Annotated in this window: 23 protein-coding genes and 2 tRNA genes; 19 read left to right on the top strand and 6 right to left on the bottom strand. The window is 66.8% G+C overall.

What is annotated here, in order from left to right; translation table 11 throughout:
• Window positions 1-30: 30 nt before the first annotated feature.
• The 4 genes from lon to F466_RS0107020 all read left to right on the top strand — a co-directional run bounded on the left by lon (window position 31) and on the right by F466_RS0107020 (window position 3213).
• A complete protein-coding gene (gene lon, locus F466_RS0107035; RefSeq protein WP_018138784.1) occupies window positions 31-2496 on the top strand; it encodes an endopeptidase La in 2466 nt (821 codons plus the stop codon).
• Window positions 2497-2745: 249 nt separating this feature from the next.
• A complete protein-coding gene (locus F466_RS0107030) occupies window positions 2746-3018 on the top strand; it encodes an HU family DNA-binding protein (protein WP_012981989.1) in 273 nt (90 codons plus the stop codon).
• Window positions 3019-3029: 11 nt separating this feature from the next.
• Window positions 3030-3105, top strand: a tRNA-Val gene (locus tag F466_RS0107025).
• Between the two features lie 31 nt (window positions 3106-3136).
• Window positions 3137-3213 (top strand) — tRNA-Asp (locus F466_RS0107020).
• Between the two features lie 216 nt (window positions 3214-3429).
• Here F466_RS0107020 and motB read toward each other — a convergent pair.
• Together motB and motA are read right to left on the bottom strand one after the other, a co-directional pair.
• Window positions 3430-4407: a flagellar motor protein MotB gene (gene motB / locus F466_RS0107015; RefSeq protein WP_018993732.1), complete on the bottom strand. Its 978-nt coding sequence runs from the start codon at window positions 4405-4407 to the stop codon at window positions 3430-3432.
• A gap of 19 nt (window positions 4408-4426) precedes the next feature.
• On the bottom strand, window positions 4427-5278 hold the full coding sequence (gene motA, locus F466_RS0107010; protein ID WP_018138782.1) for a flagellar motor stator protein MotA: 852 nt from the start codon (window positions 5276-5278) through the stop codon (window positions 4427-4429).
• A gap of 109 nt (window positions 5279-5387) precedes the next feature.
• On the opposite strand from motA, the gene F466_RS0107005 reads away from it, so the two are divergent.
• From F466_RS0107005 to F466_RS0106990, 4 genes are all read left to right on the top strand, one after another.
• The gene (locus tag F466_RS0107005; RefSeq protein ID WP_018993731.1) at window positions 5388-6761 is read left to right on the top strand and encodes an HDOD domain-containing protein; all 1374 of its coding nucleotides are present in this window, start codon (window positions 5388-5390) and stop codon (window positions 6759-6761) included.
• Between the two features lie 156 nt (window positions 6762-6917).
• Window positions 6918-8489 carry a PAS domain-containing methyl-accepting chemotaxis protein gene (locus tag F466_RS0107000; RefSeq protein WP_018993730.1) on the top strand — a complete coding sequence of 524 codons (1572 nt, stop codon included), beginning with the start codon at window positions 6918-6920 and terminating at the stop codon, window positions 8487-8489.
• A 606-nt stretch (window positions 8490-9095) separates the two neighbouring features.
• On the top strand, window positions 9096-10481 hold the full coding sequence (mgtE, locus tag F466_RS0106995; protein ID WP_018993729.1) for a magnesium transporter: 1386 nt from the start codon (window positions 9096-9098) through the stop codon (window positions 10479-10481).
• 83 nt (window positions 10482-10564) lie between these two features.
• Window positions 10565-11221 (top strand): TorF family putative porin, encoded by a 657-nt coding sequence (locus F466_RS0106990; RefSeq protein WP_018993728.1) that lies wholly within the window; start codon window positions 10565-10567, stop codon window positions 11219-11221.
• Window positions 11222-11348: 127 nt separating this feature from the next.
• Here the strand turns inward: F466_RS0106990 and ispG are convergent, their stop codons facing one another.
• From ispG to F466_RS0106975, 3 genes are all read right to left on the bottom strand, one after another.
• A complete protein-coding gene (gene ispG / locus F466_RS0106985; protein ID WP_018138775.1) occupies window positions 11349-12575 on the bottom strand; it encodes a flavodoxin-dependent (E)-4-hydroxy-3-methylbut-2-enyl-diphosphate synthase in 1227 nt (408 codons plus the stop codon).
• A 104-nt stretch (window positions 12576-12679) separates the two neighbouring features.
• Window positions 12680-13774 (bottom strand): hypothetical protein, encoded by a 1095-nt coding sequence (locus F466_RS0106980; RefSeq protein ID WP_038082622.1) that lies wholly within the window; start codon window positions 13772-13774, stop codon window positions 12680-12682.
• Window positions 13755-14585, bottom strand: coding sequence for a hypothetical protein (locus F466_RS0106975; RefSeq protein ID WP_018138773.1), 831 nt, complete (start codon window positions 14583-14585; stop codon window positions 13755-13757). The genes F466_RS0106980 and F466_RS0106975 overlap by 20 nt, the downstream gene beginning before the upstream one ends.
• A gap of 107 nt (window positions 14586-14692) precedes the next feature.
• On the opposite strand from F466_RS0106975, the gene F466_RS0106970 reads away from it, so the two are divergent.
• Together F466_RS0106970 and F466_RS0106965 are read left to right on the top strand one after the other, a co-directional pair.
• Window positions 14693-15331: a TIGR02281 family clan AA aspartic protease gene (locus F466_RS0106970; RefSeq protein WP_018993726.1), complete on the top strand. Its 639-nt coding sequence runs from the start codon at window positions 14693-14695 to the stop codon at window positions 15329-15331.
• A 58-nt stretch (window positions 15332-15389) separates the two neighbouring features.
• Window positions 15390-16724 carry an MFS transporter gene (locus F466_RS0106965; protein ID WP_018993725.1) on the top strand — a complete coding sequence of 445 codons (1335 nt, stop codon included), beginning with the start codon at window positions 15390-15392 and terminating at the stop codon, window positions 16722-16724.
• A gap of 22 nt (window positions 16725-16746) precedes the next feature.
• Here F466_RS0106965 and F466_RS0106960 read toward each other — a convergent pair whose 3' ends face one another.
• Window positions 16747-17454, bottom strand: a complete 708-nt coding sequence (locus F466_RS0106960) for a MarC family protein (RefSeq protein ID WP_018138770.1) — start codon at window positions 17452-17454, stop codon at window positions 16747-16749.
• Window positions 17455-17803: 349 nt separating this feature from the next.
• Between F466_RS0106960 and cysM the strand changes: the two genes are divergently transcribed.
• Genes cysM through kdsB form a run of 9 tightly spaced genes read left to right on the top strand, consistent with a single transcriptional unit; the run spans window position 17804 to window position 25162 of the window.
• Window positions 17804-18715, top strand: a complete 912-nt coding sequence (gene cysM / locus F466_RS0106955; RefSeq protein ID WP_018866926.1) for a cysteine synthase CysM — start codon at window positions 17804-17806, stop codon at window positions 18713-18715.
• Window positions 18712-19518, top strand: coding sequence for a 3'-5' exonuclease (locus F466_RS0106950; protein ID WP_018138768.1), 807 nt, complete (start codon window positions 18712-18714; stop codon window positions 19516-19518). The genes cysM and F466_RS0106950 overlap by 4 nt, the downstream gene beginning before the upstream one ends.
• Window positions 19518-20858, top strand: a complete 1341-nt coding sequence (gene rlmD / locus F466_RS0106945) for a 23S rRNA (uracil(1939)-C(5))-methyltransferase RlmD (RefSeq protein ID WP_018993724.1) — start codon at window positions 19518-19520, stop codon at window positions 20856-20858. Before F466_RS0106950 ends, rlmD begins: the two co-directional genes overlap by 1 nt.
• A 35-nt stretch (window positions 20859-20893) precedes the next feature.
• Window positions 20894-21538 (top strand): MotA/TolQ/ExbB proton channel family protein, encoded by a 645-nt coding sequence (locus F466_RS0106940; protein ID WP_018138766.1) that lies wholly within the window; start codon window positions 20894-20896, stop codon window positions 21536-21538.
• A complete protein-coding gene (locus tag F466_RS0106935; RefSeq protein WP_018993723.1) occupies window positions 21535-21960 on the top strand; it encodes a biopolymer transporter ExbD in 426 nt (141 codons plus the stop codon). Before F466_RS0106940 ends, F466_RS0106935 begins: the two co-directional genes overlap by 4 nt.
• Before the next feature lie 35 nt (window positions 21961-21995).
• Complete coding sequence (locus F466_RS0106930) at window positions 21996-23135, top strand: glycosyltransferase N-terminal domain-containing protein (protein WP_026296427.1); 1140 nt, start codon at window positions 21996-21998, stop codon at window positions 23133-23135.
• Between the two features lie 2 nt (window positions 23136-23137).
• A complete protein-coding gene (gene lpxK / locus F466_RS0106925) occupies window positions 23138-24163 on the top strand; it encodes a tetraacyldisaccharide 4'-kinase (RefSeq protein ID WP_018174670.1) in 1026 nt (341 codons plus the stop codon).
• A 29-nt stretch (window positions 24164-24192) separates the two neighbouring features.
• Window positions 24193-24387 carry a Trm112 family protein gene (locus tag F466_RS0106920; protein ID WP_018174671.1) on the top strand — a complete coding sequence of 65 codons (195 nt, stop codon included), beginning with the start codon at window positions 24193-24195 and terminating at the stop codon, window positions 24385-24387.
• Window positions 24388-24394: 7 nt separating this feature from the next.
• Window positions 24395-25162: a 3-deoxy-manno-octulosonate cytidylyltransferase gene (gene kdsB, locus F466_RS0106915; protein WP_018993721.1), complete on the top strand. Its 768-nt coding sequence runs from the start codon at window positions 24395-24397 to the stop codon at window positions 25160-25162.
• The last annotated feature ends 82 nt before the right edge of the window (window positions 25163-25244 follow it).

Genomic DNA, 25244 nt, shown 5'->3' with positions numbered 1-25244 from the left:
CGTACATTCGTCAAGCCCTGAGGGGGCCACATGACCGACCAACACTCCTCCCAGAACGAGGTGGATTCCCCCGTGAAGCGCGTCGCGGTCCTGCCGCTGCGCGATGTCGTGGTGTATCCGCACATGGTCATCCCGCTGTTTGTGGGTCGCGAGAAGTCGATCCGCGCGCTGGATTCCGCCATGGCCCAGAACAAGCAGGTCCTGCTGGTGGCGCAGAAGAGCGCCGAGGTGGACGAGCCCGAGGCCGGCGATCTGCACGAGATCGGTACCCTCGGCAACATCCTGCAATTGCTGCGCCTGCCCGATGGCACGATCAAGGTGCTGGTCGAGGGCGCCCAGCGCGCGCGCGTGATGGATGTCTCCACGACCGGCAATGCCGAGAAGGAAGAGGACTACTTCACCGCCGATATCCGCATGATCGAGGAGGAGTACGACACCGAGGAGAAGGAACTCGAGGTCCTCGGCCGCTCCGCGCTCAATCAGTTCGAGCAGTACATCAAGCTGAACAAGAAGGTCCCGCCGGAGATCCTGACCTCGCTGGCCGGGATCGACGACACCTCGCGTCTGGCTGACACCATTGCTGCGCACATGTCGCTGAAGCTCGAGGAGAAGCAGCAGGTCCTCGAGATCGCCAACGTGCGTGCGCGTCTGGAGCACCTGGTCGCCAAGATCGAGGGCGAGATGGACGTGCTGCAGATCGAGAAGAAGATCCGCGGCCGCGTGAAGCAGCAGATGGAGAAGTCCCAGCGCGAGTACTACCTGAATGAGCAGATGAAGGCCATTCAGAAGGAGCTGGGCGATCTCGAGGATGCGCCAAACGAACAGGAAGACCTGGCCGAGAAGATCGAGCAGGCCGGCATGCCGGCGGAGGCCAAGAAGAAGGCCACCGCCGAGCTGAACAAGCTGAAGATGATGTCGCCGATGTCGGCCGAGGCCACCGTCGTGCGCAGCTACATCGACTGGCTGGTCAATGTCCCGTGGAAGAAGAAGACCCGGGTCAGCAAGGACTTGGCCCGTGCCGAGAAGATCCTCAACGAGGACCACTACGGCCTGGAAGAGGTCAAGGAGCGCATCCTTGAATACCTCGCCGTGCAGTCGCGTGTGCGCAAGCTGAAGGGCCCGATCCTCTGCCTGGTCGGTCCCCCGGGGGTCGGCAAAACCTCGCTGGGCCAGTCCATCGCGCGCGCAACCAACCGCAAGTTCTCGCGCATGGCCCTTGGCGGTGTCCGTGACGAAGCCGAGATCCGCGGTCACCGCCGGACCTATATCGGCTCCCTCCCGGGCAAGATTGTCCAGAACCTGTCCAAGGTCGGGGTGCGCAACCCGCTGTTTTTGCTCGACGAGATCGACAAGATGGCGATGGATTTCCGCGGCGATCCGGCCTCGGCGATGCTCGAGGTCCTGGACCCGGAGCAGAACCATACCTTCAGCGACCACTACCTGGAGGTCGATTACGACCTCTCCGACGTGATGTTCGTGGCCACGGCCAATTCGATGAACATCCCCGGTCCGCTGCTGGATCGTATGGAGGTCATCCGCTTGTCCGGCTACACCGAGGACGAGAAGGTCAACATCGCCCATACCTACCTGGTACCGAAGCAGATCAAGACCAACGGCCTGAAGCCGGACGAGATCAATATCTCCGATGCCGCGGTGCGCGACGTCGTGCGCTACTACACCCGCGAGGCGGGTGTGCGCGCCCTGGAGCGCGAGATCGCCAAGATCTGCCGCAAGGTGGTCAAGCAGCGTCTCCTGGCCAAGGGCAAGGAGCGTGACCGCACCACGTCGGTCACCCCGAAGACCCTGGACAAGTACCTGGGTGTGCGGCGCTTCCGCTTCGGCCTGGCCGAGGAGAACGATCAGATCGGCCAGGTGACTGGCCTGGCGTGGACCGAGGTTGGTGGCGAACTGTTGACCATCGAGGCGACGGTCGTCCCGGGCAAGGGCAAGACCCAGCAGACCGGCAAGCTCGGCGACGTGATGCAGGAGTCGATCCATGCGGCCCTGACCGTCGTGCGCTCGCGTGCCGAGTCCCTGGGGGTCGAGGAGAACTTCCACGAGAAGAAAGACCTGCACATCCATGTCCCCGAGGGCGCCACGCCCAAGGACGGCCCCTCGGCCGGTATCGCGATGTGCACGGCCATCGTCTCGGCGCTGACCGGCATCCCGGTACGTGCCGACGTGGCGATGACCGGCGAGATCACCCTGCGGGGTCAGGTGCTGCCGATCGGCGGGCTCAAGGAGAAGCTGCTGGCGGCCCATCGTGGCGGGATCCGCACGGTGCTGATCCCCGAGGAGAACGAAAAGGACCTGGTGGACATCCCGAAGAACATCAAGAACAAGCTCGATATCCGCCCGGTACGCTGGATCGACGAGGTGTTCGAGGTGGCGCTCACGCACCTGCCGGAGGCCAAGGGCGGCGAGACACCGGCCAAGGTCGAGGAGGCCGTGAAGCCGGCCAAGGAATCGGGCCGACGCCGGGTCCGGCACCACTAAGCAACGGATTTGCAATCAGAACCGCGGCTTCGGCCGCGGTTTTTTTGCGCCGTGGCGTACAGTGAACCGCAGGGGTTGTGTAACGCTTGTTTGACACTTTTTCGAGCCCCTTGATATAACCCCAATCGCATTATTTGATTCCCGGCTGGGCAAGCCCGCGACAGGATGGAGAACCCTCCCCGCGCTGGTGTAAGCTTGGCCTTCATCGGGCCGTAAGCCTGAGTCACCACTGAGATAAGGAAGCGCTTCATGAATAAATCCGAACTGATCGACGCGATCGCCGCAGAAGCCGATGTCCCGAAGGCCCAGGCCGGCCGCATGCTGGACGCCATGGTGACCGTGGTGGGCGATACTCTGGCCAAGGGCGACCAGGTCTCCCTGGTGGGCTTTGGCACCTTCCTCGTCCGCGAGCGCGAAGCCCGCACCGGCCGTAACCCGCGTACTGGCCAGTCCATCCAGATCGCTGCCTCCAAAACGCCTTCTTTCAAGGCTGGTAAAGCGCTCAAGGATCGCGTAAACTAGTGCGCTTTATCGGGTGCTTAGCTCAGTTGGTAGAGCGTCGCCCTTACAAGGCGAATGTCGGCGGTTCGAACCCGTCAGCACCCACCATGCAGCCTGACTGGCTGCATGAAGAAAATTTGGAGCGGTAGTTCAGTTGGTTAGAATACCGGCCTGTCACGCCGGGGGTCGCGGGTTCGAGTCCCGTCCGCTCCGCCATATCTGAGAAAGGCGCCTTCGGGCGCCTTTTTCTTTGCCTGTCGTACAGCCCAGGCCGCCCCCCCCCACCCGTTCCCGAGAAGCGACCCTTTGTCTTTTGGTGCACGGGAAAGAGGGGCTGCCGCGGCGCATACGGCCTGGCTTGAGCTCGGTACGCGGTCGGCGCTGGTTGCTGCGAGCGCACCTTGGGGCGCGCGCGAGAGGGAGCCGTAGCGCTCAGGTGTCGCTTGGGCGAGTTTCGTCGATGGGCGCTTGGGGATCGATCGGTGTGCCCGGGCCGTTCTCGCTCTCAGGGGAGGAGGTGGATTCTGGTGCGTAGGTCTCGCCCTCAAGGCTCTTGCGCATCGCTTCTTCGGCCTCCTGGTTGAGCACGATGATGGAGATGCGTCGGTTGATGGCCGCCTCCGGGTCGTCGCGGGTGAACGGTACGCTGTCGGCCAGGCCCACGACCCGCGCGACCTGTCCCGATTCGGCCCCGCCCGCAATCAGCGCACGGCGTGCGGCATTGGCGCGGTCGGTCGAAAGCTCCCAGTTGGAGTAGTCCGGACGCAGCAAGGGGCGGGCATCGGTGTGGCCGGTGATCGAGATGCGATTCGGCACCTTATTGATCAGGCTTGCGAGCTCGCGCAGGATCGCGTCGGCGTGCGGAAGAGGAGTGGAGCTGGCGGTGTCGAACATCGGGCGATTCTCGCGGTCGATGATCTGGATGCGCAGTCCCTCGGGAGTGATATCCAGCAGCAACTGGTCCTTGTAGGGCTCCAGGGCCTGGCTCTGGCCCAGGGCTTCCTCCAAGGCTTCCTGAAGTGCCTCCAGGGCCTCGCGGTCGCGGGCTTCGGCCAGCTCGTCCAACGCCTCTCCATCCAGCCCCATGGGTGCCTCCATGGCCTCGGGGTCCTGGATCAGCTCGGGCATGCCCTCGAAGTCGATCAGCGATGGATCGACCCCGGTCCCATCGCCCGGTGCCTGGCCGGGCGCGGCGGCCTCGCCGACGAATGCGGAAGGGTTCTGGAAGTACTCGGATATGCCGGCGCGTTGTTCGTCGTCCAGCGCCACGAGCAGCCATAACACCAGGAAGAAACCCATCATCGCGAGGGTGAAGTCGGCAAACGCGATCTTCCACGCGCCACCGTGGTGGCCGCCCTTGACCACCTTCTTTTTGACGATGATCGGCTGGGTCTTGTCCTCGACGCCCATGTGGCTGATCCGGAGGCGGTCAGGCCCCCTTCACGTGCTCCTCGAGCTCGGTAAAGCTCGGGCGCATGGCGCCTTCCATGGTCTTGCGGCCAAACTCGACGGCGACCTGCGGGCTGTAGCCCTGGACATTGGCCAGGATGCAGGCCTTGATGCACTGCAGGAACTTGGCTTCTTCCTGGGCGCGGGTCTCGAGCGCCGTCGAGGTCGGTCCGGCAAAGCCGTAAGCCAGCAGGATCCCGAGGAATGAGCCGACCAGCGCGGCCGCCACGCTCGAGCCGATCTCCTCGATCGAGCCGTCGAGCCTGCCCATGGTCATTACGATCCCCAGCACCGCGGCGACGATCCCGAAGCCGGGCAGGGCCTCCGCAACGCGGTGCACGGCGTGGGCGGGCTTGTGGGATTCCTCGTGATGGGTCTCGAGGTCCAGATCCATCAGGGCATCGAGTTCATGCGGGTTCATGCTGCCGGAGATGATCAGGCGCATGTAATCGGTGATGAACTCCATCGCGTGGTGATCCTGCAGGATCCGCGGGTGGGCCTGAAAGATCTCGCTGTTCTCCGGCTCCTCGATGTCATTCTCCACCCCCATCAGCCCTTCCTTGCGGGCCTTGGTGAAGAGCTTGTACATCAGTGCGAGCAGGTCGAGGTAGTCGTCCGACTTGTACTTGCTACCCTTCATCAGGCTGGGGATGGACTTGAAGACGGTGATGACGACTCGAGGCGGATTGGCGATCAGGAATGCGCCCAGCGCTGCACCCCCGATGATCCAGTATTCGTATGGCTGCCACATGACCCGAAGGTCGCCGCCATGAAAGTAGTACCCCCCGAAGACCGACGAGAATACGACGACGATGCCAAGAAAATACTTCACGAAACGGGAACCCCGAGCTGGTCGATGGGCGAAAGTGACGCCGGTCACGCTTTCGCTGTTGATATAGTGACGGCCATAACGATAACGACTCCCCCGCGCGAGGTACAGCATGGCCCAGGATGAGGGCGCGCCCTATAGCGACCAGGCACGTCGCCTGGCTGGACTCGACTGGCCGATTCTGGAAGCCAGTGCAGTCGCCTTTTCCCAGCCGGACGCGCTGGTGCAGCGCTCCTTGCGGGATTTGGGCCAGTGGGCGGAGCGCGACCCCGGCCTTGCACTGCGTCTGGTCCTGCGGGCGAACGGCTCGCGCCGCGGTATGCGCCAGGAGGTGCATTCGGTGCCCGATGCCATCGCCATGCTCGGTCTGCAGAACGTCTGCGATGAAGTCCGCACGGCCCCGCCGGTTGGTGAGGTCGTGCGTGAACCGCAGCGATATCGGCAGGTGGCGGCCCAGTCGCGGCTGGCGGCGATGATCGCGGCCGACGTGGCCCAGCGTCGACGCGACTCCGAGCCGGCGGAAGTCGGTCTGGCCGCCCTGCTGAATCAGCTGGGCCTGCTCGGTCTCCTGGTGGCTGGTGAGCCACGCCTGGGCCGCCTGCTTGCCATGCTGGAGCTCAACGCCCTTCCCGACGAGGCCAGCTATACCGCGCTGGGCTACGCGACCGACGACCTGTCGCGTGCGATGACCGAGGCGATGGAGCTGCCCGAACTGGTCGTGGGGACTCAGCGCGCGGTCAACGCCGCGCATCCGCGCGCCTTTGAGGTCATGGTCGCCAGTGCGGTGGCCTGGCAGATCATGCGCGGGATGGACACGGTGCGGGGCGATCGCGATCTGCGCCTGTTGGCCGGCCTGACCGGAGTCAACGAGAAGGTCGTCGCGGACCGGCTGTCGGAGATCATCGATCGCTTCAATGAAGACGTCGACCTGTATCACATCGAGCCCCTGAATCCCGCGACACCCGGGTCGGTCTGGCTCGGCGCGCGCCACCGCACGCGCCTCGCGCTTTGCCCACGTGCGGATGTGCTGGAGGAGGGGCTGGCGCGACTACAACAGGACACCAACCGCGTGTCGCGGCTGCGGCGCATATTGCGCGTGATGCAGTTCGGGCTGGGACTGAACCGGGTGGTGTTCGCCCGGCTTGCGCGTGATGGCGAATCACTGCGAGCCGAGCACATGGTCGGGACCCTGCACGAGCCGGAATTTAGTCACTTCGTGATCCATCGTTCGGCCCTGGGCCCGCTGGAGGCCGTGCTGGAGGATGACATGCCGACCTGGTGGGGGCGCCACTACCCGGGCGTGGCGCTGCCGGAGGCGGTCCAGGCCCTGACAGGAGGGGTCGATGCCTTTTATGCGCCGGTGCGGGACCAGGGGCAGGTGGTCGGTCTGGTGTATGCCGATCGCCGCAGTCGCCAGCATGCCCTCGACGACCGCGCGTTCAAGGGTTTTTGCCGCGTGGTGCAGGCAGCCTCGAGCGCCGGTTAGTCTTTTCTCGCACACGATCAATTGGCCCGTGCCTCAAGCTACGACGGCCCTGGCCGTTATATCGGGTGGTGCATATATGGTCGCGCATGAAGGCGAGGCCATGTGTCTGCCACTTCGGCTCCACCCCGACACTGCAACAACAGGACATCGTCCCTTATGCGCAAGAACCTTCCCGTTACTCAGACCGAATATTCCCTGGAGGCCCACGGAGACCTGATCTCGGCCACCGACGAGAAGGGCCGGATTCGCTATGCCAATGACGATTTCGTGACGGTCAGCGGTTTCGGCTGTGAGGAGCTGGAGCATTCGCCGCACAACATCGTGCGCCACCCGGACATGCCGGAGGCCGCCTACGTGAACATGTGGGAGACCCTGAAGGCGGATCACCCGTGGATGGGTATCGTCAAGAACCGGCGCAAGGACGGTGACCACTACTGGGTGGATGCCTTTGTAACACCCGCCTACGAGCATGGTCGCAAGACCGGTTACGAGTCGGTGCGGGCCATCCCGGAGCGCGAGCATGTCGCCCGCGCGGAGCAGGTTTATGCCGCGCTCAACCGGGGCCGGAGTTTTGCGCGGCGCTGGTATCACGGCCTCACCTGGCGTCTTGCGGGGACGTGGATCGCGGGCTTTCTGCTGGCGCTGGCCGCTGTGTCCCTGGCACCCCCGCCACTGGTCCTGGCCGGCCTGCTGGCGCTGGTCTTCGTCGCCGGTGGGGTGGTGTCGCTGGCGTTGACCTCGGGTATCCGGCAGGCGGTTAACCGCGCCCGCGAACAGTTCGACAACCCCGTGATGGAGGCGATCTATACCGGGCGTCGCGACGACAGCGCGTCGCTGGAGCTAATCCAGCATTTCAACGAGGCGAAGCTGCGCACGGTGCTGGGCCGTATCGAGGACAAGGCCGATGCGGTGGCCGGTGACGCGCAGGCGATGGCCAGCAGCGTCGATCAGACGGCCTCGGGCGTGGAGCGCCAGCAAAACGAGATCGACCAGGTCGCCACTGCGATGAACGAGATGAGCTCGACTATCCAGGAGATGGCCGGCAATTCCGCGCGCGCGGCCGAGGCCGCGAACCACGCCGAGAAGGAGACCGGGGCCGGCCAGGAGGTCGTGAACGATACGGTTGCCGTGATCAACCGCATGGCAGCCGAGGTCGAATCCACTGCCGAGAAGCTGGGCAAACTGGAGGCGAGCACCGAGGAGATCGACAAGATCCTGGGCGTGATCCGCGAGATTGCCGAACAGACCAACCTGCTGGCGCTGAACGCCGCGATCGAGGCCGCGCGCGCGGGCGAGCACGGCCGTGGCTTTGCGGTGGTGGCCGACGAGGTGCGCTCATTGTCGCAGCGCACCGACGAGTCCACGGTGACCATCCGCAACATGATCGAGAGCCTGCAAAACGGTGCGCGCGAGGCGATGTCCGCCATGCGCGCCAGCCAGGAACAGGCGGCCGACGGGGTGGAAAAGGCCCGAGCGGCGGGGGATTCGTTGACCACGATCCGCGAGGCCGTCGCCCAGATCACCGAGATGAACACCCAGATCGCCACGGCGGTCGAGGAACAAAGCGCGGTCTCCGAGGAGATCAACCGCAACGTGACCTCCATCCGCGATGTCGCCAGCCAAACCGGTTCGGTCTCCGCACATGCGCGCGACGCGAGCGCGCGCATGCTGGCCGAGGCCGCCGAACTCAAGGCGCTGATCCAGCGTTTTGAACAAAAGGCCGTATAAGAATTTTATTTTCGGGGTTGCGAAAGTGAATGGTCGTCACTACAATCGCGCTCATCTTGAGTAGCAGAGGTCTGTCAATGGACTGTTGTCGATGGATGCATGAGCGTCGGGCCGGTAGCCGGTACGAGCGTGCATATCGTTGCCAGCGGGGTCCCGCCACCCGGTAGTGCGGTGGTGTCCCCCGGTGTCAGCGATATGCGTGACTCCGGGGGGTGGCAGAAAGCCTTTCCCCTTGCGCCCCTCGCGGGTGCCCCCCAGCCCCTCAGCCCGTATTGCGCCCGCCCTTGCGCGTGGCGCGCTGCCCCATGCCATTCGATGATATTCCGCCTCTGCCCGGATTCCGGGCCGATGCGCACGTTGCCGTGCGCGTAACGGATTGGACTGTATCCATGAATAACCAGCAGGAGGCCGCCATGCCAGCGCCTGAAGACGACGACCCCGGTTCTAGACCCGGAACATCACTGCGGGGCAGTGATAAAAGTAAAAGTGTGTTCGTCTCGCTGATGGGGGTTTTGTAAAAGACCGCCACCTGCGGTCACGGGATTCTTTTTTCTTTTGTAATGCCCCGCGTGCGTTTTTTATTTTCTAAGCACAAGGAGTATTGCAATGAACGACAAGATTCTGGAAATGATTCATGCCGGTGACGTGGGTGCTGCCCGCGACGAGGTGATCCATCCGGTCCCGGCCATCACCGCCAACCGCCTGTCGGAACTGGACCCGCGTTCCCGCTGGGTGATCCTCGAGGGTGTGGACACCAATGAGCGTCGCGCCATCTTCCTGGCGATGGACGACGAAGAACAGGCGATCCTGTTCGAGCATATGCCCGAGCCGGAGGCCCGCGAGCTGGTGCAGGCCCTGCCGGCCTACACCCTGGCGCGGTCTCTGACGCTGGTGGGCAAGTCCCTGGCGGACGATCTCCTGGATGCCCTCCCCGGAGCGAAGCGCGATAAGGTGCGTGCTCTGTGGCGGCAGGACGAGGACACCGTGGCCCGTGTGATGCGTCGCCCGGTGTTCTGGGTGACCCCGGAAGAGACCGTCGGCGAGGTCACTGCCCGCCTGCGCGACGATCGCAATATGCCGGACGATGTCGGGGCCGCACTGCTGATTACCGATCGCGACCACCACTACAAGGGGCTGGTGCGCCTGGGCCGGATGTTCCGCGCGGAGTCCGGCCAGACGGTTGGGGATCTGACCGAACTGGAGGACTTCTGCACCACGCCCGACGGCGACAAGGTCGAGGCCGCCCGCCTGCTGCAGCGCACGGATCTGCCGTATCTGCCGGTGGTGGATGCCGACGGCGTGCTGGTGGGGGTGCTGCGCATCGATGACGCGATGGACGTGCTCGAGGAAGACACCTCGGAGGACTTCTACAAGAAGGCCGGGATCGGCGACCTGCTGCACCAGAAGGATGTCGTGCGCTCGGAGAAGCTGACCTCCGGCGGGATCGGCTATGCGGTCAAGGTGCGCATGGCCTTCCTGATGGTGACGCTGGCGGGTGGTCTGGCCGTGGGCGGGGTGATCGACTTCTTCGAGGACACGCTGGCGGCAGTGGTCGCGCTGGCCATCTTCATCCCGCTGGTGATGGACATGGGCGGCAACGTCGGCACGCAGTCGACCACGATCTTCGCCCGCGGGCTCGCCCTGGGGCATATCAACCTGGGCCGCTTCTTCCGCGCGCATCTGGTCCGAGAGGGGGGCGTAGGCCTGGCCATGGGGGTTGTGATGGCCGTCATCGCCGGTACCATCGCCCACTTCTGGCAGGGTGCGCCGAACGGCATCCCGGAGCTGGGCATCGTGGTTGGCGTGGCGCTGTTCGTCTCGGTATTCACCGCCTCGATCCTGGGCTTCCTGCTGCCCTGGGTACTGCTGAAGATCGGTGTGGACCATGCGCCGGGCGCGGATCCGTTCATCACCACCATCAAGGACTTCACCGGTCTGGCCGTGTACTTCGGCATGGCTGCCTGGCTGCTGAGTGCGCACATGCCGGCCTGAATGCCGGGGAATCTGAACCGTGTTGCCGGAGACAGAATCCGGCAACACGCCCGTAACGAACGTTTGATAGAAGAGGAATTGACATGAGCCATCGAAACTTCCATCGCGGCGTGCTGGCCGCAGCCGTGGCCAGTGTATTCGCCTTCGGCATCTCGGCGGCCCAGGCCGCCGAGGCCGAATTCAACATCGGCGTGTTCACCGACTACATCGACGACGGTGCCTCCAAGTCCGACAACGACCCGGTGGTGCAGGGCGGCTTCGAGCTGGGCTTCCCCACCGGCGTGTTCACCGGTGTGCAGGCCTCCAGCCTGGGCAGTGGCCGTGGCACCGAGATCGTCCCGTTCGTCGGCTATGGCTTCGACGCTGGCCCGATCGGCATCGAATTCGGCTACGAGTACTCCCATTACTCCAGCCTGGATGACGAAGACGAGGGTGAGCTGTTCCTGGGCGCCGATTGGGGGCCGCTTTTCGCCGAGGTGGCGTATGTCGCGCACGCCGACGATCGCGATGCCGAGGGCAGCCGCGTCTGGTTCGTCGGGGCCGGGCACGAGGTGGCCCCGCGTACCGAGCTCTTCGGCGGGCTCGGCTATGACGATCCGGCCGATGACAACGGCGCGAAGTTCTGGGAACTGGGCGCGGCGCACGCGACCGACTTCGGCACCTTCTCGCTCACCTACGCCTCGCGCGACGAGAGCGGCGCTCAGCACCTGCTGGTCGGCGGCTACAGCGTCCACTTCTGACGCTCGCGTTGAGGGTCGGGCTTACGAGGTCATCCCGGACGCCGCGCAGTGGTGATCCGGGACCTTGCGGCAGGGTCTAAACGCCGGAGATCCCGATACTTCGCTTCGCTGCGGCTGGGGGAGCGCGTCAGGCGGTCTGGCCGTAGCGGCGTTCGATGTAGGCCTCGACGCGGGCCTGGAATTCCTCGGCGATGCGTTCGCCCTTGAGCGTCACGGTCTTCTCGCCGTCCTCGTAGACCGGGGCCACGGGTTGCTCGCCGGTGCCGGGGAGGGAGATGCCGATGTTGGCGTGCTTGCTCTCGCCGGGGCCGTTGACCACGCAGCCCATTACCGCGACGGTCATCTCCTCCACGCCCGGGTACTGTTGCTTCCAGTTGGGCATCTGCTGGCGGATGTAGGACTGGATGTCCTGTGCCAGGTGCTGGAAATACTCGCTGGAGGTGCGGCCGCAGCCGGGGCAGGCCACCACCGACGGCAGGAAGCTGCGCAGCCCCATGCTCTGCAGGATCTCCTGGGCGACCAGGACCTCCTTGGTTCGGTCGCCGCCGGGCTCCGGGGTCAGCGAAATACGGATGGTGTCGCCGATGCCCTGCTGCAGCAGCACGGCCAGGGCGGCGGTGGAGGCGACGATGCCCTTCGTGCCCATGCCGGCCTCGGTCAGCCCGAGGTGCAATGGGTAGTCGCAGCGCGCGGCCAGGTCCTGGTAGACGCTGATCAGCGGCTGCACGCCACTGACCTTGGCCGAGAGGATGATGCGGTCATGGGCCAGACCGATGCGTTCGGCCTCGGCCGCGCTCTCCAGTGCCGAGGCGATCAGCGCCTCCTGCATCACCGCCTCGGGTGCCGCCGGCTCGGCGCGCTGGCTGTTCTCGTCCATCATGCGTGCGAGCAGGGCCTGGTCCAGACTGCCCCAGTTCACGCCGATCCGCACCGGCTTGTCATAGCGGATCGCGGCCTCGATCATCGCGGCGTACTGGGCGTCGCGCTTCGAGCCGCGGCCGACATTCCCGGGATTGATGCGCAGCTTGGCCAGCGCCTCGGCGCACTCCGGGTACTTCGTCAGCAGCTTGTGCCCGTTGAAGTGGAAGTCCCCGACTAGCGGCACGTCCAGCCCCATGGCCTCCAGCCGCTCGCGGATCTCCGGCACCGCCTTCGCCGCGTCCTCGGAGTTCACCGTTATGCGCACGACCTCGGAGCCGGCGCGTGCCAGTTCCGCCACCTGCACGGCGGTGCGCAGGGCGTCGGCAGTATCGGTGTTGGTCATCGACTGCACCATCACCGGGGCATCGCCACCGACGGTGACGTGGCCAATGCGAACGGGGACGGTCTTGCGGCGGGTGGGGGTCGTGTTCATGTTGAGCTATGCGGGGGCGGTATAACGGTGCGCGGAGTGTAACGCAGGCCCCGCCCGCTGCCGAGACGCCGCAGGCGGCACGGGGTTGCCGTAGCTGCTGCAGTTCACGGATTCAGGGCCGCCTTCCACGGCTGGAAGGTCCGGTCGATTGCCTCGCGGCTGGCCGTGTGGCGTGCCTCGACATGCTCGGCGATGGCCTGTTGCCAGGTCATGCGGGTCTCGGTGTGCAGGGCGTCCAGGGCCTTGTGCAGGGCGGCCTCGAGATCCTCGCGGTGGCGCGCCTCGTCGATCCGCAGCAGCACCCAGTCGGTCCCGACCCAGGCCGCGCCGGCGGCCGCGATCCCGCAGCCGAGCGAGACTGGGCCGCTCCAGGCGCAGACCCCCGCGCCCAGGGCCCCCGCACGCCCGGCCCGGGTCAGTGCCGCGCCGCCACTGCGCGCCGCCTGGGCCGCCAGACGGGCCTGGACCGCACGGGCGATCAGCGGGGTGGCCAGCCCCGTCCCGGCGGCGGCCGTGGCTGCCAGGCCCGCGCGCTGTTCCAGCCGGGCGAGATCCGCATCCATTGCACTGGCCAGTTGCTGGGCGCGTTCGATGCGTGCGTGCTGTTCGATCGGCGACTGCAGGGCCGCCGGCGTGGCGGGTACGCGGGCGTCGGCCATCTCGCGCGTCAGGGCGATGCGCCAGGCATCCCGGACCTTGCGCTGATCCTCGTCCAGGCCCCATTGCGCCCGTTCGGCAAGCGCCTGCAGGGGGCCGTCCCAGAGGTCTTCCGGCAGGAGCCGGTCGCGCAGGGCCCGCGTGGCTGCGTCTTCTTCGGCCGTGCCCAGCCACTGGGCGCCGCGGAGCAACAGGCGCTGATACTCCGCACCCAGCGAGAAGTACCAGTCCGCGACCTCTGGCACGCGGTCGTGCAAGGTCTGGAAGTGCTGGTCCAACTCGTGATCAATCCGAGTCTGCCACTGGGCTCGGACCTGCTCGTCACCGGCCTCCAGCCACTCCAGCGAGAAGCGCTCCAGGCGGCTCAGCCGGTCGCGGTCGAGCCGATAGCGCTCGCCCTCGAACTTCAGTTCGACATGCGCCTGGTCATCCCACTGGCGCGGTTCGTGGCGATCGACCTGGGCCAGGAACGCGGCCGCCGCAAGGGCGGTCAGCGCGAACCAGACCAGGGTCCGCAGGAGTCTACGGTTGCGCGGGGTCATCGCCGGGATCACGGGGCGGGAGCAGTCCGTTGGCCAGCAGCAGGAAGCCGGCGGCCAAAAATGCCTGTTCGATCAATAGCAGCGACCAGGCCACCAGCACCGGCAGGGGCTGGGCGCCGGGCGGCAGCCACTGCTGGCCAAGCCACAGGCGCAGCCCGTCCTGGGCCGCGGCCAGTTGCAGCCCGATCTCCAGCACGGCGCTTCGGGCCCCTTCGTGCTCCACCATGAACCATATCACCTGTTCCAGCGAGGCGCCGGAAAGGTCCGGATACCAGCCACGCAGGGCCAGCATCAGCAACGCCAGTGTCAGCCCGCCGCCGGTGATCCACAAGGCGCCGCGCCGGGCCAGCTCCGGGGCCAACCGCGGGTGCGCATGACCGGCGATCAGCCGGGCAAAGGCGGCCTCCAGCACGACCAGTGCCAGCGCGCCCGCGACCAGGACCGCCCACACCGCCGGGGTCTGGATGCGGGCCAAGGCCAGGACCAGCAGCCCGCCCAACAGAGCCCCCACGACCAGGTGGCGCAATGCCATCAGCGGGCCCCCGCGCAGGCGTTCGCTCCACGGGCTGCCCGCATCCAGATAGCCGCGCAGGAACGCCGCCCGGCGCAACCGGTGGCGGCGAAAGCCGCCGTAGCCGATCAGCAGGGTCGCCCCGATCCACAGGGCCAGGATCACCGCTTCGGGCGCCACGCGCAGGTTCAGGTGGAGCAGCCACAGCCCCATCAGCAGGAGCACCAGCGTGAACAGCTGGCGGGCGGCATTGGCCGGCGCCCGGGTGGGCACCGCGGCGGCGGGGGCAGTGGCGGACATGCGTGACTCCGCAAGGGATGTCTCCCGATGGTAGCAAGCGCGGGCGTCGCGCGATGCAGGAAGAAGCCGTTCTGGTGCGGTTCAGGTGGTCAGGGTATAACCGGGGCATGCCACGCATCGCCGTCATTATTCTCCTTTGTCTGCTCGCTGTGCCGATATCGGCGGAGGACTGGCAACTGCATGCCGTGTTCGGCAATCAGGTCGTGCTGTCGGTCGACGGCGAGCGCGCGCTGGTCGGCGAGGGCGAGACCGGGCCGGGCGGGGTGCGGGTACTGCGCATCTCCGGCAGTGGCGCGGTGGTCGAGCGCGCCGGCGAGCGTCGCGAACTTCAGGTGGAAAGACGCCCCCGCGGCGCCGGTGCGCCCCAGGTCGACCGGCGTGGCGCCGGGGTCAGCGTACATCGGGATTCGGCGGGCGAGCACGCGGTTACCGGCGGGGTCAACGGTCAGGCGGTGACCTTCGTGATTGATCCCGAGGCCGAGTGGGTGCTGCTGCGCGAACGCGATGCCCGGCGCGCGGGTCTCGATCCGGATCGCGGGGAGTCGGTCCGTGTCGAACGCGCCCGCGGAAGGATCGAGGGTCGTTCGCTGCGTGTTGATCGCCTGCAACTGGGGCACCTGGCCCGTGATGACGTCCCGGTGATCGTCTTGCCCGACGAGGACCTGCCGCGCTCGCGTCTGGGTCAGGCGTTCCTGGATGCCTTCGAGGTCGAGTTCGACGGCGGGGCCTACACCATCCGGCCGTAAGCTCCCTGCCAGGTGGATTCGCGTTAGGATGCCGCAAGTCCACCACTGCTGATCCCCTATGCCGCTGATCCGGCGTCACCCCGTCGATGCCCCCGCCCCGCGCCGCGAGATCTTTGGCTGGGCGATGTTCGACTTCGCCAACCAGGCCTACACGCTGCTGATCATCACGGTGATCTTCGGCGATCTGTTCACCCGCATCATCGTCGGTGACGGGCCGGACTACCGGCTGGGCAATCTGCTGTGGAGCCTGGCCCTGGCGATCAGCTACGGGATGGTGGTGATCGCTGCCCCGTTCGCCGGTGCGATCATGGATGCCACGGCCTCGCGCAAGCGCTTCCTGATGGCCTCCTGGATGCTGACCGTGATCGCCACGGCGATGCTCTACTTCGTCGAGCCGGGGCTGGTGGTCTTCGGCATGGCGCTGATCATCGCCTCCAACTTTGGCTACGCGATTGGAGAGTCCTTTATCGCCAGCTTCCTGCCCAGTCTCGGGCCGCCGGAGAAGCTTGGCTGGATCTCCGGGCTCGGCTGGGGCATGGGCTATGTCGGCGGGCTGATTGCCACCGCCTTTGCCCTGGGTCTGCTGGGTGACGTCAGCGAGGAGAACTTCGAGCGCATCCGCTGGGTGGGACCGTTCGCCGCGGCCTTCTTCCTGATCTCCGCGATCCCGACCTTCCTGTTCCTGAAAGAGCGTGGTACGCGTCGGCGCATGCGCCGACGGCTGCAACTGGGGCTTGGCTGGCGCCGCGTGCGCGAGGCGCTGGTGACCCTGGGGCAGCGCCGCGAGCTGCGCGCGCTGTATGTGTCCATCTTCTTCATGATGGCCGGGATTTACATCATCATCTCCTTCACCTTCATCTACGGCTCGCAGGTGATCCAGTGGGAGGAGTCGGTGCGCATCGCGATGTTCGTGATCACCCAGGTCACGGCGATCATTGGGGCGATCGGGTTTGGCTTCCTGATGGACCGCGTCGGACCGGTGCGTATCTACCGCATCACCCTCGCGCTGTGGGCGCTGGCGGTGCTGGCGATCTTCGGCACCTCGGCCATTGCGCAGTGGCTGAGCGCGTTGCTGGGCCAGCCGGTCGAGGCGCAGATGGTGTTTCTCGGGGTCGGGATCATTGCCGGGCTGTGTCTTGGGGCTGCACAGTCGGCCGGGCGCGCTCTGGTGGGCATGATGGTGCCGGTACGCGAGGCGGGGCGCTGGTTTGGCTTCTGGGCGCTGTCGGCGCGGGCGGCCGCGATCTTTGGCCTGGTCGGGATTGGCCTGTTGCAGGCCTGGCTGGGGCTGGCCAATGCGATCCTGTTCTGTCTGTTCTTGTTCGTGGCCGCGCTGCTGGCCTCGATTCCGTTGCATCTCGCCCGGCGCAACCGCGAGCCCGATACGGCCTGACTCGAAGGGCAGTCGCGCTGCCCTAATCGTGGTCACGGGCCGGGATGCGCGGGTCCTCCACCTCGTTTTCGTCCAGCATTTCGGTGTCCAGCATGAAGCCGATTGCGGCGTCGCTGATGCCGTTGATCACGAATTGCACGGCCAGTACCGCCAGGATCAGGCCGAAGACCTTGGTCAGGATGTCCTTCCCGGTGTCGCCCAGGTACTGGACGATGTAGCGCGAATAGATCATCGCGTAGTAGCAGGCCACCATGCAGGCCAGTACGCCGAGGAACACGAGCCCCGTGTGATAGACCGTCGGGGCCTCGCTGGTCAGGATCATCACCGTGGCGATCGCACCCGGACCGCTCATGAACGGGATCGCCAGCGGGATCACCGAGATATCCTCGGTCACGTGCCCCTTGTCGGCCTTCACCTCTTCGGCGGTCTCCTTTTCGGTCGCTCCCTTCTGCCGAATCATGCCGATCGCGATGCCGAACAGGATGATGCCGCCGGCGATGCGAAACGCGGCCAGGGTGATTCCGAACAACTGGAAGATCACCCCGCCCAGCAGGGCGAAGGCGAACAGCAGGGAGGTGGCTACCTTCACCGAACGCAGCGCGATCGCGCGCCGTTTCTCCTCGGAGGCGCGTGGCAGCATCGCCGTGAAGATGAACGCTGTGGTCAGCGGGTTCACGATCACGAACACCGCCAGGAAGGTGACGACGAGGTATTCCAGCAGTACGAGCATGACTGGATCTTAGGCCGGAAGCCGGAAGGTTGCGAGATAAGCTTGCGCAGGCGGCCTGATCACACCGATCGCCACGGCACTGCGCGCCTCGCGATGACGGTGCCCTTTTGGTGTCATTGCGAGGAGCCAAGCGACGAAGCAATCACCTGACGCTTGCGGGGCGCCCGAAATTCGGTTCCGGTGGTTCCGGACGGAAGTTGCCGCGCCCCCGGCGGAATCTCGCGATGACGGTGCCCCCTTCGCGTCATTGCGAGGAGCACCGCGACGAAGCAATCTCCATGGGAAGCCCCGACGCCGGACCGTCGCGTGCATGGGCAGGGACAGGGCCCGGTCGTTATACTCTGCGCGCATGAAGAAACGCCTGCACCCTGAATCCTTCCCGACCCTCGAGCATTTTGTCGGCAATACGCCGCTGGTGCGCCTGCAGCGCATGGCGGCGGATCTGCCGTCCACCGTGCTGGTGAAGCTCGAGGGCAACAATCCCGCCGGTTCGGTCAAGGACCGGCCCGCACTGAACATGATCCAGGCAGCCGAGCGCCGCGGCGACATCCAGCCCGGCGATACCCTGATCGAGGCGACCAGCGGCAATACCGGCATCGCGCTGGCGATGGTCGCGGCGATGAAGGGCTATCGCATGATCCTGGTGATGCCGGACAACATGTCCGCCGAGCGCCGCGCCTCGATGAAGGCCTTTGGCGCCGAGCTGGTGCTGGTCTCGCGCGAGGAGAGCATGGAGGGCGCGCGCGATCTGGCCGACCGCATGGAGGCCGAGGGCAAGGGCCGAGTGCTGAACCAGTTCGGCAACCCGGACAACCCCGAGGCCCACTACATCGGCACCGGGCCGGAGATCTGGCGCGACACCGAGGGCACGGTGACCCATTTTGTTTCCGCTATGGGGACCACCGGCACCATCATGGGCGTGTCGCGCTATCTGAAGGAGCGCGACCCCAGTGTGCAGATCGTCGGCGTGCAGCCCACTGAGGGATCGTCGATCCCCGGTATCCGGCGCTGGCCGGAGGCGTACCTGCCGACGATCTTCGAGGCCTCGCGGGTGGACCAGACCGTGGACGTGACCCAGGAGGAGGCCGAGGACACCATGCGCCGGCTGGCCGCCGAGGAGGGCATCTTCGCGGGTGTCTCCTCCGGGGGTTCCGTGGCCGCGGCCCTGAAGCTTGCGGCCGCGACCGAGGGCGGCACCTTCGTCGCGATCATCTGTGACCGCGGCGACCGCTACATCTCCACCGGCGTGTTTCCGTCATGAGTGCCCCGGTCCTGATCTTCGACCTCGAGACCGTCCCCGACATCGACGGCGCCCGGCGCCTGCACGACTTCGAGGGCCTGAGCGATCACGAGGTGGCGGAGGCGCTGTTCGCCCTGCGCCGCGCGCAGGCCGGCACGGAGTTCCTCAAGCACCCGCTGCACCGCATCGTCTCCATCGGCGTGCTCTATCAGGGCGGCGACGCGCTGAAGCTCTCCGCCTTCGGGCGCGAAGGCGAGGACGGACAGGCGCCCAGCGAGGCCGATCTCCTGCGCCAGTTCTTCGACGTGATCGACAAGCGTACGCCTCAGCTGGTGAGCTGGAACGGCGGTGGCTTCGACCTGCCGGTGCTGCACTACCGCGCGCTGGTCAACGGCGTGCAGGCCCCGCGCTACTGGGAGCAGGGCGACGACGACCGCGAGTTTCGCTACAACAACTACCTGTCGCGCTTCCACTGGCGACACGTGGATCTGATGGACGTGCTCGCGGGCTTTCAGGGCCGCGCGGTTACCAGCTTGGACATGATGGCTAGCCTGCTGGGCTTCCCCGGCAAGCTGGGCATGGATGGCTCGAAGGTCTGGCCGGCCTGGCGTGACGGTCGCCAGGCCGAGATCCACGACTACGTGGAGCACGACGTGCTGAACACCTATCTGGTCTGGCTGCGCTTCGAGTACATGCGCGGCAACCTGACCGACGCCGCGCTGGCCAGCCGTCAGCAGCAGCTGGCCGAGTACCTGGGTAGCACCGATACCGCACACCACCACGAATTCCTCGACGCCTGGCAGCCGGCCGGACGCGCGGACTGATGGCGCGCATCGACAAGACCCCGTTCGAGGCCACCATCGAGGAGGTCACGCTGGACGGTCAGGGCGTGATCCGCCGTGATGGCAAAGCCTGCTTCATCCACGGGGCGCTGAAGGGCGAGCGGGTGATGGCCGTGCAGACCGGGCGCAAGCGCCGTTTCGATTCCGCCGAGGTGGTCGAGGTGCTGGAGCCGGCCCCGGGCCGGGTCGAGCCGCCCTGCGAGTTCTTCGGCCTGTGCGGCGGCTGCAAGCTGCAGCATGCGTCGATCGAGACGCAGCGTGCGATCAAGGAGCAGGCCCTGTTCGATGCCCTGGAGCGTATCGGCCACGTGACTGCCGAGGCCCGCTTCGAGCCGCTGACCGACACGACCCTCGGCTACCGGCGCACCGCGCGGCTGGGGGCGAAGTACGTGCCGAAGAAGGGCGGGGTGCTGGTCGGCTTTCGCGAGCGCGGCAGCCCGTATCTGGCCGAGATGACCCACTGCGAGGTGCTGCACCCGGCGGTGGGGCAGCGCATCCGGGCCCTGCGGGAGCTGATCGGTGGTCTGGAGGCACGCGATCGTCTGCCGCAGATCGAGGTCGCGGTGGACGATGACGAGCGCGTGGCGCTGATCTTCCGCAACCTGGATCCGCTGTCGGAGGCGGACAGCGCGCGCCTGTCCGCCTGGGCGGAGGCCGAGGGCATTCAGGTGTATCTGCAGCCCGGCGGCCCGGACACGGTGGAACCGCTGGCCGGGCCGATCGAGCCGCTGGTCTATCGCCACCCGGACTACGACGTTTCGGTCCCGTTCATGCCGACGGACTTCATCCAGGTGCATGCCGGGATCAACCGCAAGATGGTTCCGCAGGCGCTGGCCGCGCTGGACCTGCATCCGGGCCAGCGGGTGCTGGATCTGTTCTGCGGGCTGGGCAACTTCACTCTGCCGCTGGCGCGCAGCGTGTTGGGTGGCGAGGTGGCCGGCGAAGTAGTTGGCGTCGAGGTGGACGACGCGATGCTGGCACGGGCGCGCGCCAATGCCCGCGACCAGGGCATCGCCAACACCCGCTACGAACGCGCCGACCTGGACGACGTGGAGGCCCTGAAGAACGCCGCATGGCTGCACGAGCGCGCCGACCGCGTGCTGCTGGACCCGCCGCGCACCGGCGCGGCTGCGGCGATCGAGGCGCTGGCGCCGCAGGGCATCGAGCGCATGGTCTATGTTTCCTGCAACCCGGCCACGCTCGCCCGTGACGCCGAGCGCCTGGTGCATCATCATGGCTATCGCCTGGAGCGGGCCGGGATCATGGATATGTTCCCGCATACCGCCCATGTGGAATCCATGGCCGTGTTCCGGCGCGACTGACGCGCCGGCCCGACGAGCCAAGAGGGAGAGACTGAATGCTGGAGATCGTACAGGCGGGCGGCTGGCTGATGCTGCCGATCCTGCTGTGTTCCGTACTCGCGGTGGCCATCGTGCTGGAGCGGCTGTGGACGCTGCGCCGCTCGCGCGTGGTCCCGCCGCGCCTGCTGACCTCGGTGTGGGAGCAGATGCGCACGCAGGGCCTCAAGCTCGACGACATCCAGCGCCTGCGCGCGGGTTCGCCGCTGGGCGCGATCCTGGCCGCCGGTCTTGCCACCCATGACCGTGCGCGCCAGATCACCCAGGAGAGCATCGAGGAGGCCGGCCGTCGGGTGGCCCACGAACTCGAGCGCTACATGAATACGCTGGGCACCATCGCGATGATCACCCCGCTGCTGGGCCTGCTCGGCACCGTGGTCGGGATGATCGAGGTCTTCACCGTGATCACCGAGATCGGCGTGGGCAGCCCGCGTGATCTGGCCGGGGGCATCTCCCAGGCCCTTATCACCACCGCCGCCGGCATCGGCGTGGCGATCCCGGCACTGGCCTTCCATCGCTACTTCCGGGGCCGCATTGACGAGCTGGTGCTGGAGATGGAGCAGGAGGCGACCAAGCTGGTCGAGGTGATCCACGGCGAGCGGGACGCAACCGCCGCCACGCCGGAAGGCGGAGTCACCGCGTGAACTTTCGCAGGCCGCACCATGACGAGCCGGGCGTCAATCTGACGCCGCTGATCGATGTGGTGTTTCTGCTGCTGATCTTCTTCATGGTCTCGACCACCTTCGATCAGCACGCGGACCTCGAACTGACCTTGCCCTCGGCCGACCGCGAGGCCGAAGTGGTCGAGCGGGCCTGGCTGGATATCGTGGTGGATGCCGACGGCAACTACTTCGTCAACGGCCAGGAGCTGGTCAACCGCCGCGCCGAGACCCTGGAACGCGTGCTGTCCGAGGCGCGCGAGGGGCGCGAGGATGATCCCGTGCTGATCCGCGCCGACGCCAATACCTCGCATCAGTCGGTGGTGCGCGCGCTCGACGTGGTCGGGCGCCTGGGCATTACCTCGGTCTCGATCGCGACCCTGGGTGAACGCGACGACGATGACTGAGGGGCCACGCGAAGATGCCGCCTTCGGGGCTGCGCATGGGAGATGAGGCGGCGGGCTACGGTGATCGCCCGCTGCCGGTCTGGCGTGCCGTCTGGCGCGATTATCGCCAGGGCAACGGAGCGCGGGCGCGGGCGCGCCGCGGTTTTCTGAGCCCGCCCGCCGAGCGGGGGCGTCTGGTCTGGATCAAGGCTGGTGGCACCGCCGAGGATGTACGTCTGGGCATCGAGCTGCTGGGTGCGGTGCGCGACAAGCGTCAGGACGTGCGCATCGTGCTGACCTTCGAGCAGGACTACCCCGAGCTGTTCGAGCGCCACATGCAGCCATTCAAGAAGGTCGGCGTGGGCTATGGGCCCAGCGATCGCCCGCGCGTGGTGCGCCGTGTCCTGGATCGCTTCCAGCCCCACGGCATCCTCCTGGCCGGGGGCGGTGCCCCGCGCAGCCTGCTGGCACAGGCCCAATGCCCGGTGGTTGCGGTCAATACCCGTACCCCCACGTGGAAACCTGTGCGGCCAGTGGACCAGTGTTGGCCCCTGAACACATCCACGAGCTGGGCGGACGGTGCGGCGGCCGATGTCCTGCCGGTCGCCGACCCCCAGGCGCGTTTTGTCGAGGCCCAGGCGGACGTGGTCCTGCGCGCCCTGGTCGGCGGGGAGGTGCAGCGGCTTTGGTGGTGGCATGGACGTGACGACCAGTGGTCGGCATGGCACGCGGCCTGGGAGGCATCCGGCATGGGGGCGACCGATATCCTGCTGGCCAGCCGCCGGGGTGGGGCGGCGGCGACCGCGCGCGATCTCCCGGGTGCCGGGCTGCGGGTCTCGGATTGGGATCGCTCGGCTCTGGCGCCGGGGACCATCTTGCATCTGGATGACCGGCGCTGGTTTGCGGCAGCGGCCAGCGCCGCGCATGCGATACACCTGGCCGCCCCCGACCGTCAGGCCCTCTGGCAGGGACTGGCGGGGGGTGCGGCCGTGAGTCTGGGAGAGGAACCGGCCGCCGAGGTTCCATGCCCGGTGCTGGAGGATGTCTCCGCCGTGCTGGAGGCCTGGGCGCGACTGTGGGACGACCCCGCCGCCCGGCGCCAGCAGGGCGACGCGGCCCGGCGGCGCTTCTGGGAGGAGCGCCGGCAGGTGGACGCCAACTTCGATGCCGTGCTGCGGCGGGTCTGGGACTGGTAGCTATGGGCCGGTTCAAGGCGTGGCTGGGCGCCCGCATCTGGGATCAGTGGTGTCATCGCGGGCCGTTCGCGGCGGCGATGTATCCGCTGTCGCTGGCCTATGCCGGAGCGGTGGAGTGGAATCGCCATCGGCTGGAGCAGGCCCGGCGGGGCATCACGATCCCGGCCAAGGCCGTGATCGTGGTCGGCAACCTGACGGTGGGTGGCAGCGGCAAGACCCCGATGACCATCTGGCTGGCGAAACGGCTGGCGGATGCCGGGTATCGGCCGGGGATCGTCAGCCGGGGCTACGGCGGGCGCGGGGACGTCGCAGGGATTCGCGTGACCCCGCTTTCCGACCCCGTGGTGGTCGGGGACGAGCCCCTGCTGATCGCACAGCGCACCGGGGTTCCGGTACAGGTCGACCGCGATCGCGTGCGCGGGGCTCAGGCGCTGACCGACCAGGGCGTGGATGTGGTGATCGCGGACGACGGGATGCAGCATCACCGTCTGCCGCGTGACATTACCATCCTGATGATCGACGGCAAGCGCCGGCTGGGCAACGGTCTGTGCCTGCCCTCCGGGCCGTTGCGCGAGCCGAAGACCGCACGGGAGCGGGCGGACTTTGTGCTGGTGACCAGTGGCGAGCCTGGCCCCGGCGAGTTTGCGATGGAGCTGGTGCCGTCCAGTCGCCTGCAGCGCGTGGATGGCCAGGGCGAGGGCTACAAGCCGCACCGCTTTGCCCGTCGCGATGCCCATGCGATTGCCGGCATCGCCGACCCGGAGCGTTTCTTTCGCATGCTCGAGGCGGCCCATATCGACATCATCCGCCACCCGTTTCCGGATCATCACCGCTTTCGTCCGCACCAGATCCGCTTCGGTGACGGGCTGCCGGTTCTGATGACCGAGAAGGATGCCGTAAAATGCCGGGCGTTCGCGCAGGAGAATCACTGGTACTGGCCGATTGCGGCCCGCGTGCCGTCCGCCTTCGAGTCGGCTTTGCTGGCCCGTCTGGAGACGGTCGCCCGAATCAAGAAGACGCTGATCTGACCGCGTCGCAACTACTATTGGGGTATTACATGGACAAGCGTCTGCTCGATATTCTCGTCTGCCCGGTGACCAAGGGCCCGCTCAAGTACGACCGCGAGAACCAGGAACTGATCTCCGTCTCCGCCGGTCTTGCCTATCCGATCCGCGACGAGATCCCGGTGATGCTGGAGGACGAGGCCCGCGCGCTGTCGGACGAGGAAAAGGAACGCTGGCGCGCCGCCTGAGCGTTCCGTGGCCGCCTTCCACGTCGTGATCCCGGCCCGGATGGCCTCCAGCCGGCTGCCGGGCAAGCCGCTGGCAGCCGTCGCCGGGCGCCCCCTGATCGCCCATGTGATCGCCCGGGCGAAGGAGAGCCGGGCCTCGCGGGTGATCGTCGCGGCGGACGACGAGCTTATCCTCGATGTCGCGCGCCAGTGCGGGGTCGAGGCGTTTGCCACCGAGGCGGATCTGCCCTCCGGTACCGACCGCATCGCGGCAGTGGCGGCCGCCGAGGGCTGGGGCGACGAGTCCATCGTGGTCAATCTGCAGGGTGACGAGCCGCTGACCCCGGGGCCGCTGCTGGATGACCTGGCCCGCCTGCTGGCCGACACACCGGACGCGGATATGGCAACCTTCGGAGTCCCTATCCGCCGCCCCGAGGACCTGGCCGACCCGAACCAGGTGAAGCTGGTCACCGATGCATCGGGACGCGCCCTGTATTTCTCGCGCGCCCCGATCCCCTGGGATCGCGAGGCCCATCGGGAAGGCCGTGCCCCGGCGCTGGATCAGGCGACCCGGCATCTCGGCGTCTATGCCTACCGTGCCGGCTTTTTGCGCCGAATGAGTGCGGAGCCACCCGCTGCACTCGAGCAGCTCGAGCAACTCGAGCAACTGCGGGCCCTGGCCATGGGTGCCTGGATCCAGGTCGGCCGTCGCGGCGAGGCGCATCCGCCGGGTGTCGATACCCCGGAGGACTTGGACCGGGTAGATGCCCTGCTGTCGGGGCGGGCGCGTGTCTGACCACGGATTCTCCGGGTTTCCGCAGACTTGGGGCGCCGCTCCTGCTACCATCGTTGATTGATTCTGAAACCCCCGGCACCAA

Origin of the sequence: Thioalkalivibrio sp. ALgr1 (assembly GCF_000378285.1) — a bacterium.
Taxonomy (GTDB): domain Bacteria; phylum Pseudomonadota; class Gammaproteobacteria; order Ectothiorhodospirales; family Ectothiorhodospiraceae; genus Thioalkalivibrio.
The sequence above is the reverse complement of the archived record's forward strand: the minus strand, read 5'-3'. Positions and strand labels throughout refer to the sequence as shown.

Coding starts and splice junctions, on each gene's coding strand:
- lon (WP_018138784.1), top strand. CDS start 31: ATGACCGACCAACACTCCTCCCAGAACGAGGTGGATTCCCCCGTGAAG.
- F466_RS0107030 (WP_012981989.1), top strand. CDS start 2,746: ATGAATAAATCCGAACTGATCGACGCGATCGCCGCAGAAGCCGATGTC.
- motB (WP_018993732.1), bottom strand. CDS start 4,407: ATGGGCGTCGAGGACAAGACCCAGCCGATCATCGTCAAAAAGAAGGTG.
- F466_RS0107005 (WP_018993731.1), top strand. CDS start 5,388: ATGGCCCAGGATGAGGGCGCGCCCTATAGCGACCAGGCACGTCGCCTG.
- F466_RS0107000 (WP_018993730.1), top strand. CDS start 6,918: ATGCGCAAGAACCTTCCCGTTACTCAGACCGAATATTCCCTGGAGGCC.
- mgtE (WP_018993729.1), top strand. CDS start 9,096: ATGAACGACAAGATTCTGGAAATGATTCATGCCGGTGACGTGGGTGCT.
- F466_RS0106990 (WP_018993728.1), top strand. CDS start 10,565: ATGAGCCATCGAAACTTCCATCGCGGCGTGCTGGCCGCAGCCGTGGCC.
- ispG (WP_018138775.1), bottom strand. CDS start 12,575: ATGAACACGACCCCCACCCGCCGCAAGACCGTCCCCGTTCGCATTGGC.
- F466_RS0106980 (WP_038082622.1), bottom strand. CDS start 13,774: ATGACCCCGCGCAACCGTAGACTCCTGCGGACCCTGGTCTGGTTCGCG.
- F466_RS0106975 (WP_018138773.1), bottom strand. CDS start 14,585: ATGTCCGCCACTGCCCCCGCCGCCGCGGTGCCCACCCGGGCGCCGGCC.
- F466_RS0106970 (WP_018993726.1), top strand. CDS start 14,693: ATGCCACGCATCGCCGTCATTATTCTCCTTTGTCTGCTCGCTGTGCCG.
- F466_RS0106965 (WP_018993725.1), top strand. CDS start 15,390: ATGCCGCTGATCCGGCGTCACCCCGTCGATGCCCCCGCCCCGCGCCGC.
- F466_RS0106960 (WP_018138770.1), bottom strand. CDS start 17,454: ATGCTCGTACTGCTGGAATACCTCGTCGTCACCTTCCTGGCGGTGTTC.
- cysM (WP_018866926.1), top strand. CDS start 17,804: ATGAAGAAACGCCTGCACCCTGAATCCTTCCCGACCCTCGAGCATTTT.
- F466_RS0106950 (WP_018138768.1), top strand. CDS start 18,712: ATGAGTGCCCCGGTCCTGATCTTCGACCTCGAGACCGTCCCCGACATC.
- rlmD (WP_018993724.1), top strand. CDS start 19,518: ATGGCGCGCATCGACAAGACCCCGTTCGAGGCCACCATCGAGGAGGTC.
- F466_RS0106940 (WP_018138766.1), top strand. CDS start 20,894: ATGCTGGAGATCGTACAGGCGGGCGGCTGGCTGATGCTGCCGATCCTG.
- F466_RS0106930 (WP_026296427.1), top strand. CDS start 21,996: ATGGGAGATGAGGCGGCGGGCTACGGTGATCGCCCGCTGCCGGTCTGG.
- lpxK (WP_018174670.1), top strand. CDS start 23,138: ATGGGCCGGTTCAAGGCGTGGCTGGGCGCCCGCATCTGGGATCAGTGG.
- F466_RS0106920 (WP_018174671.1), top strand. CDS start 24,193: ATGGACAAGCGTCTGCTCGATATTCTCGTCTGCCCGGTGACCAAGGGC.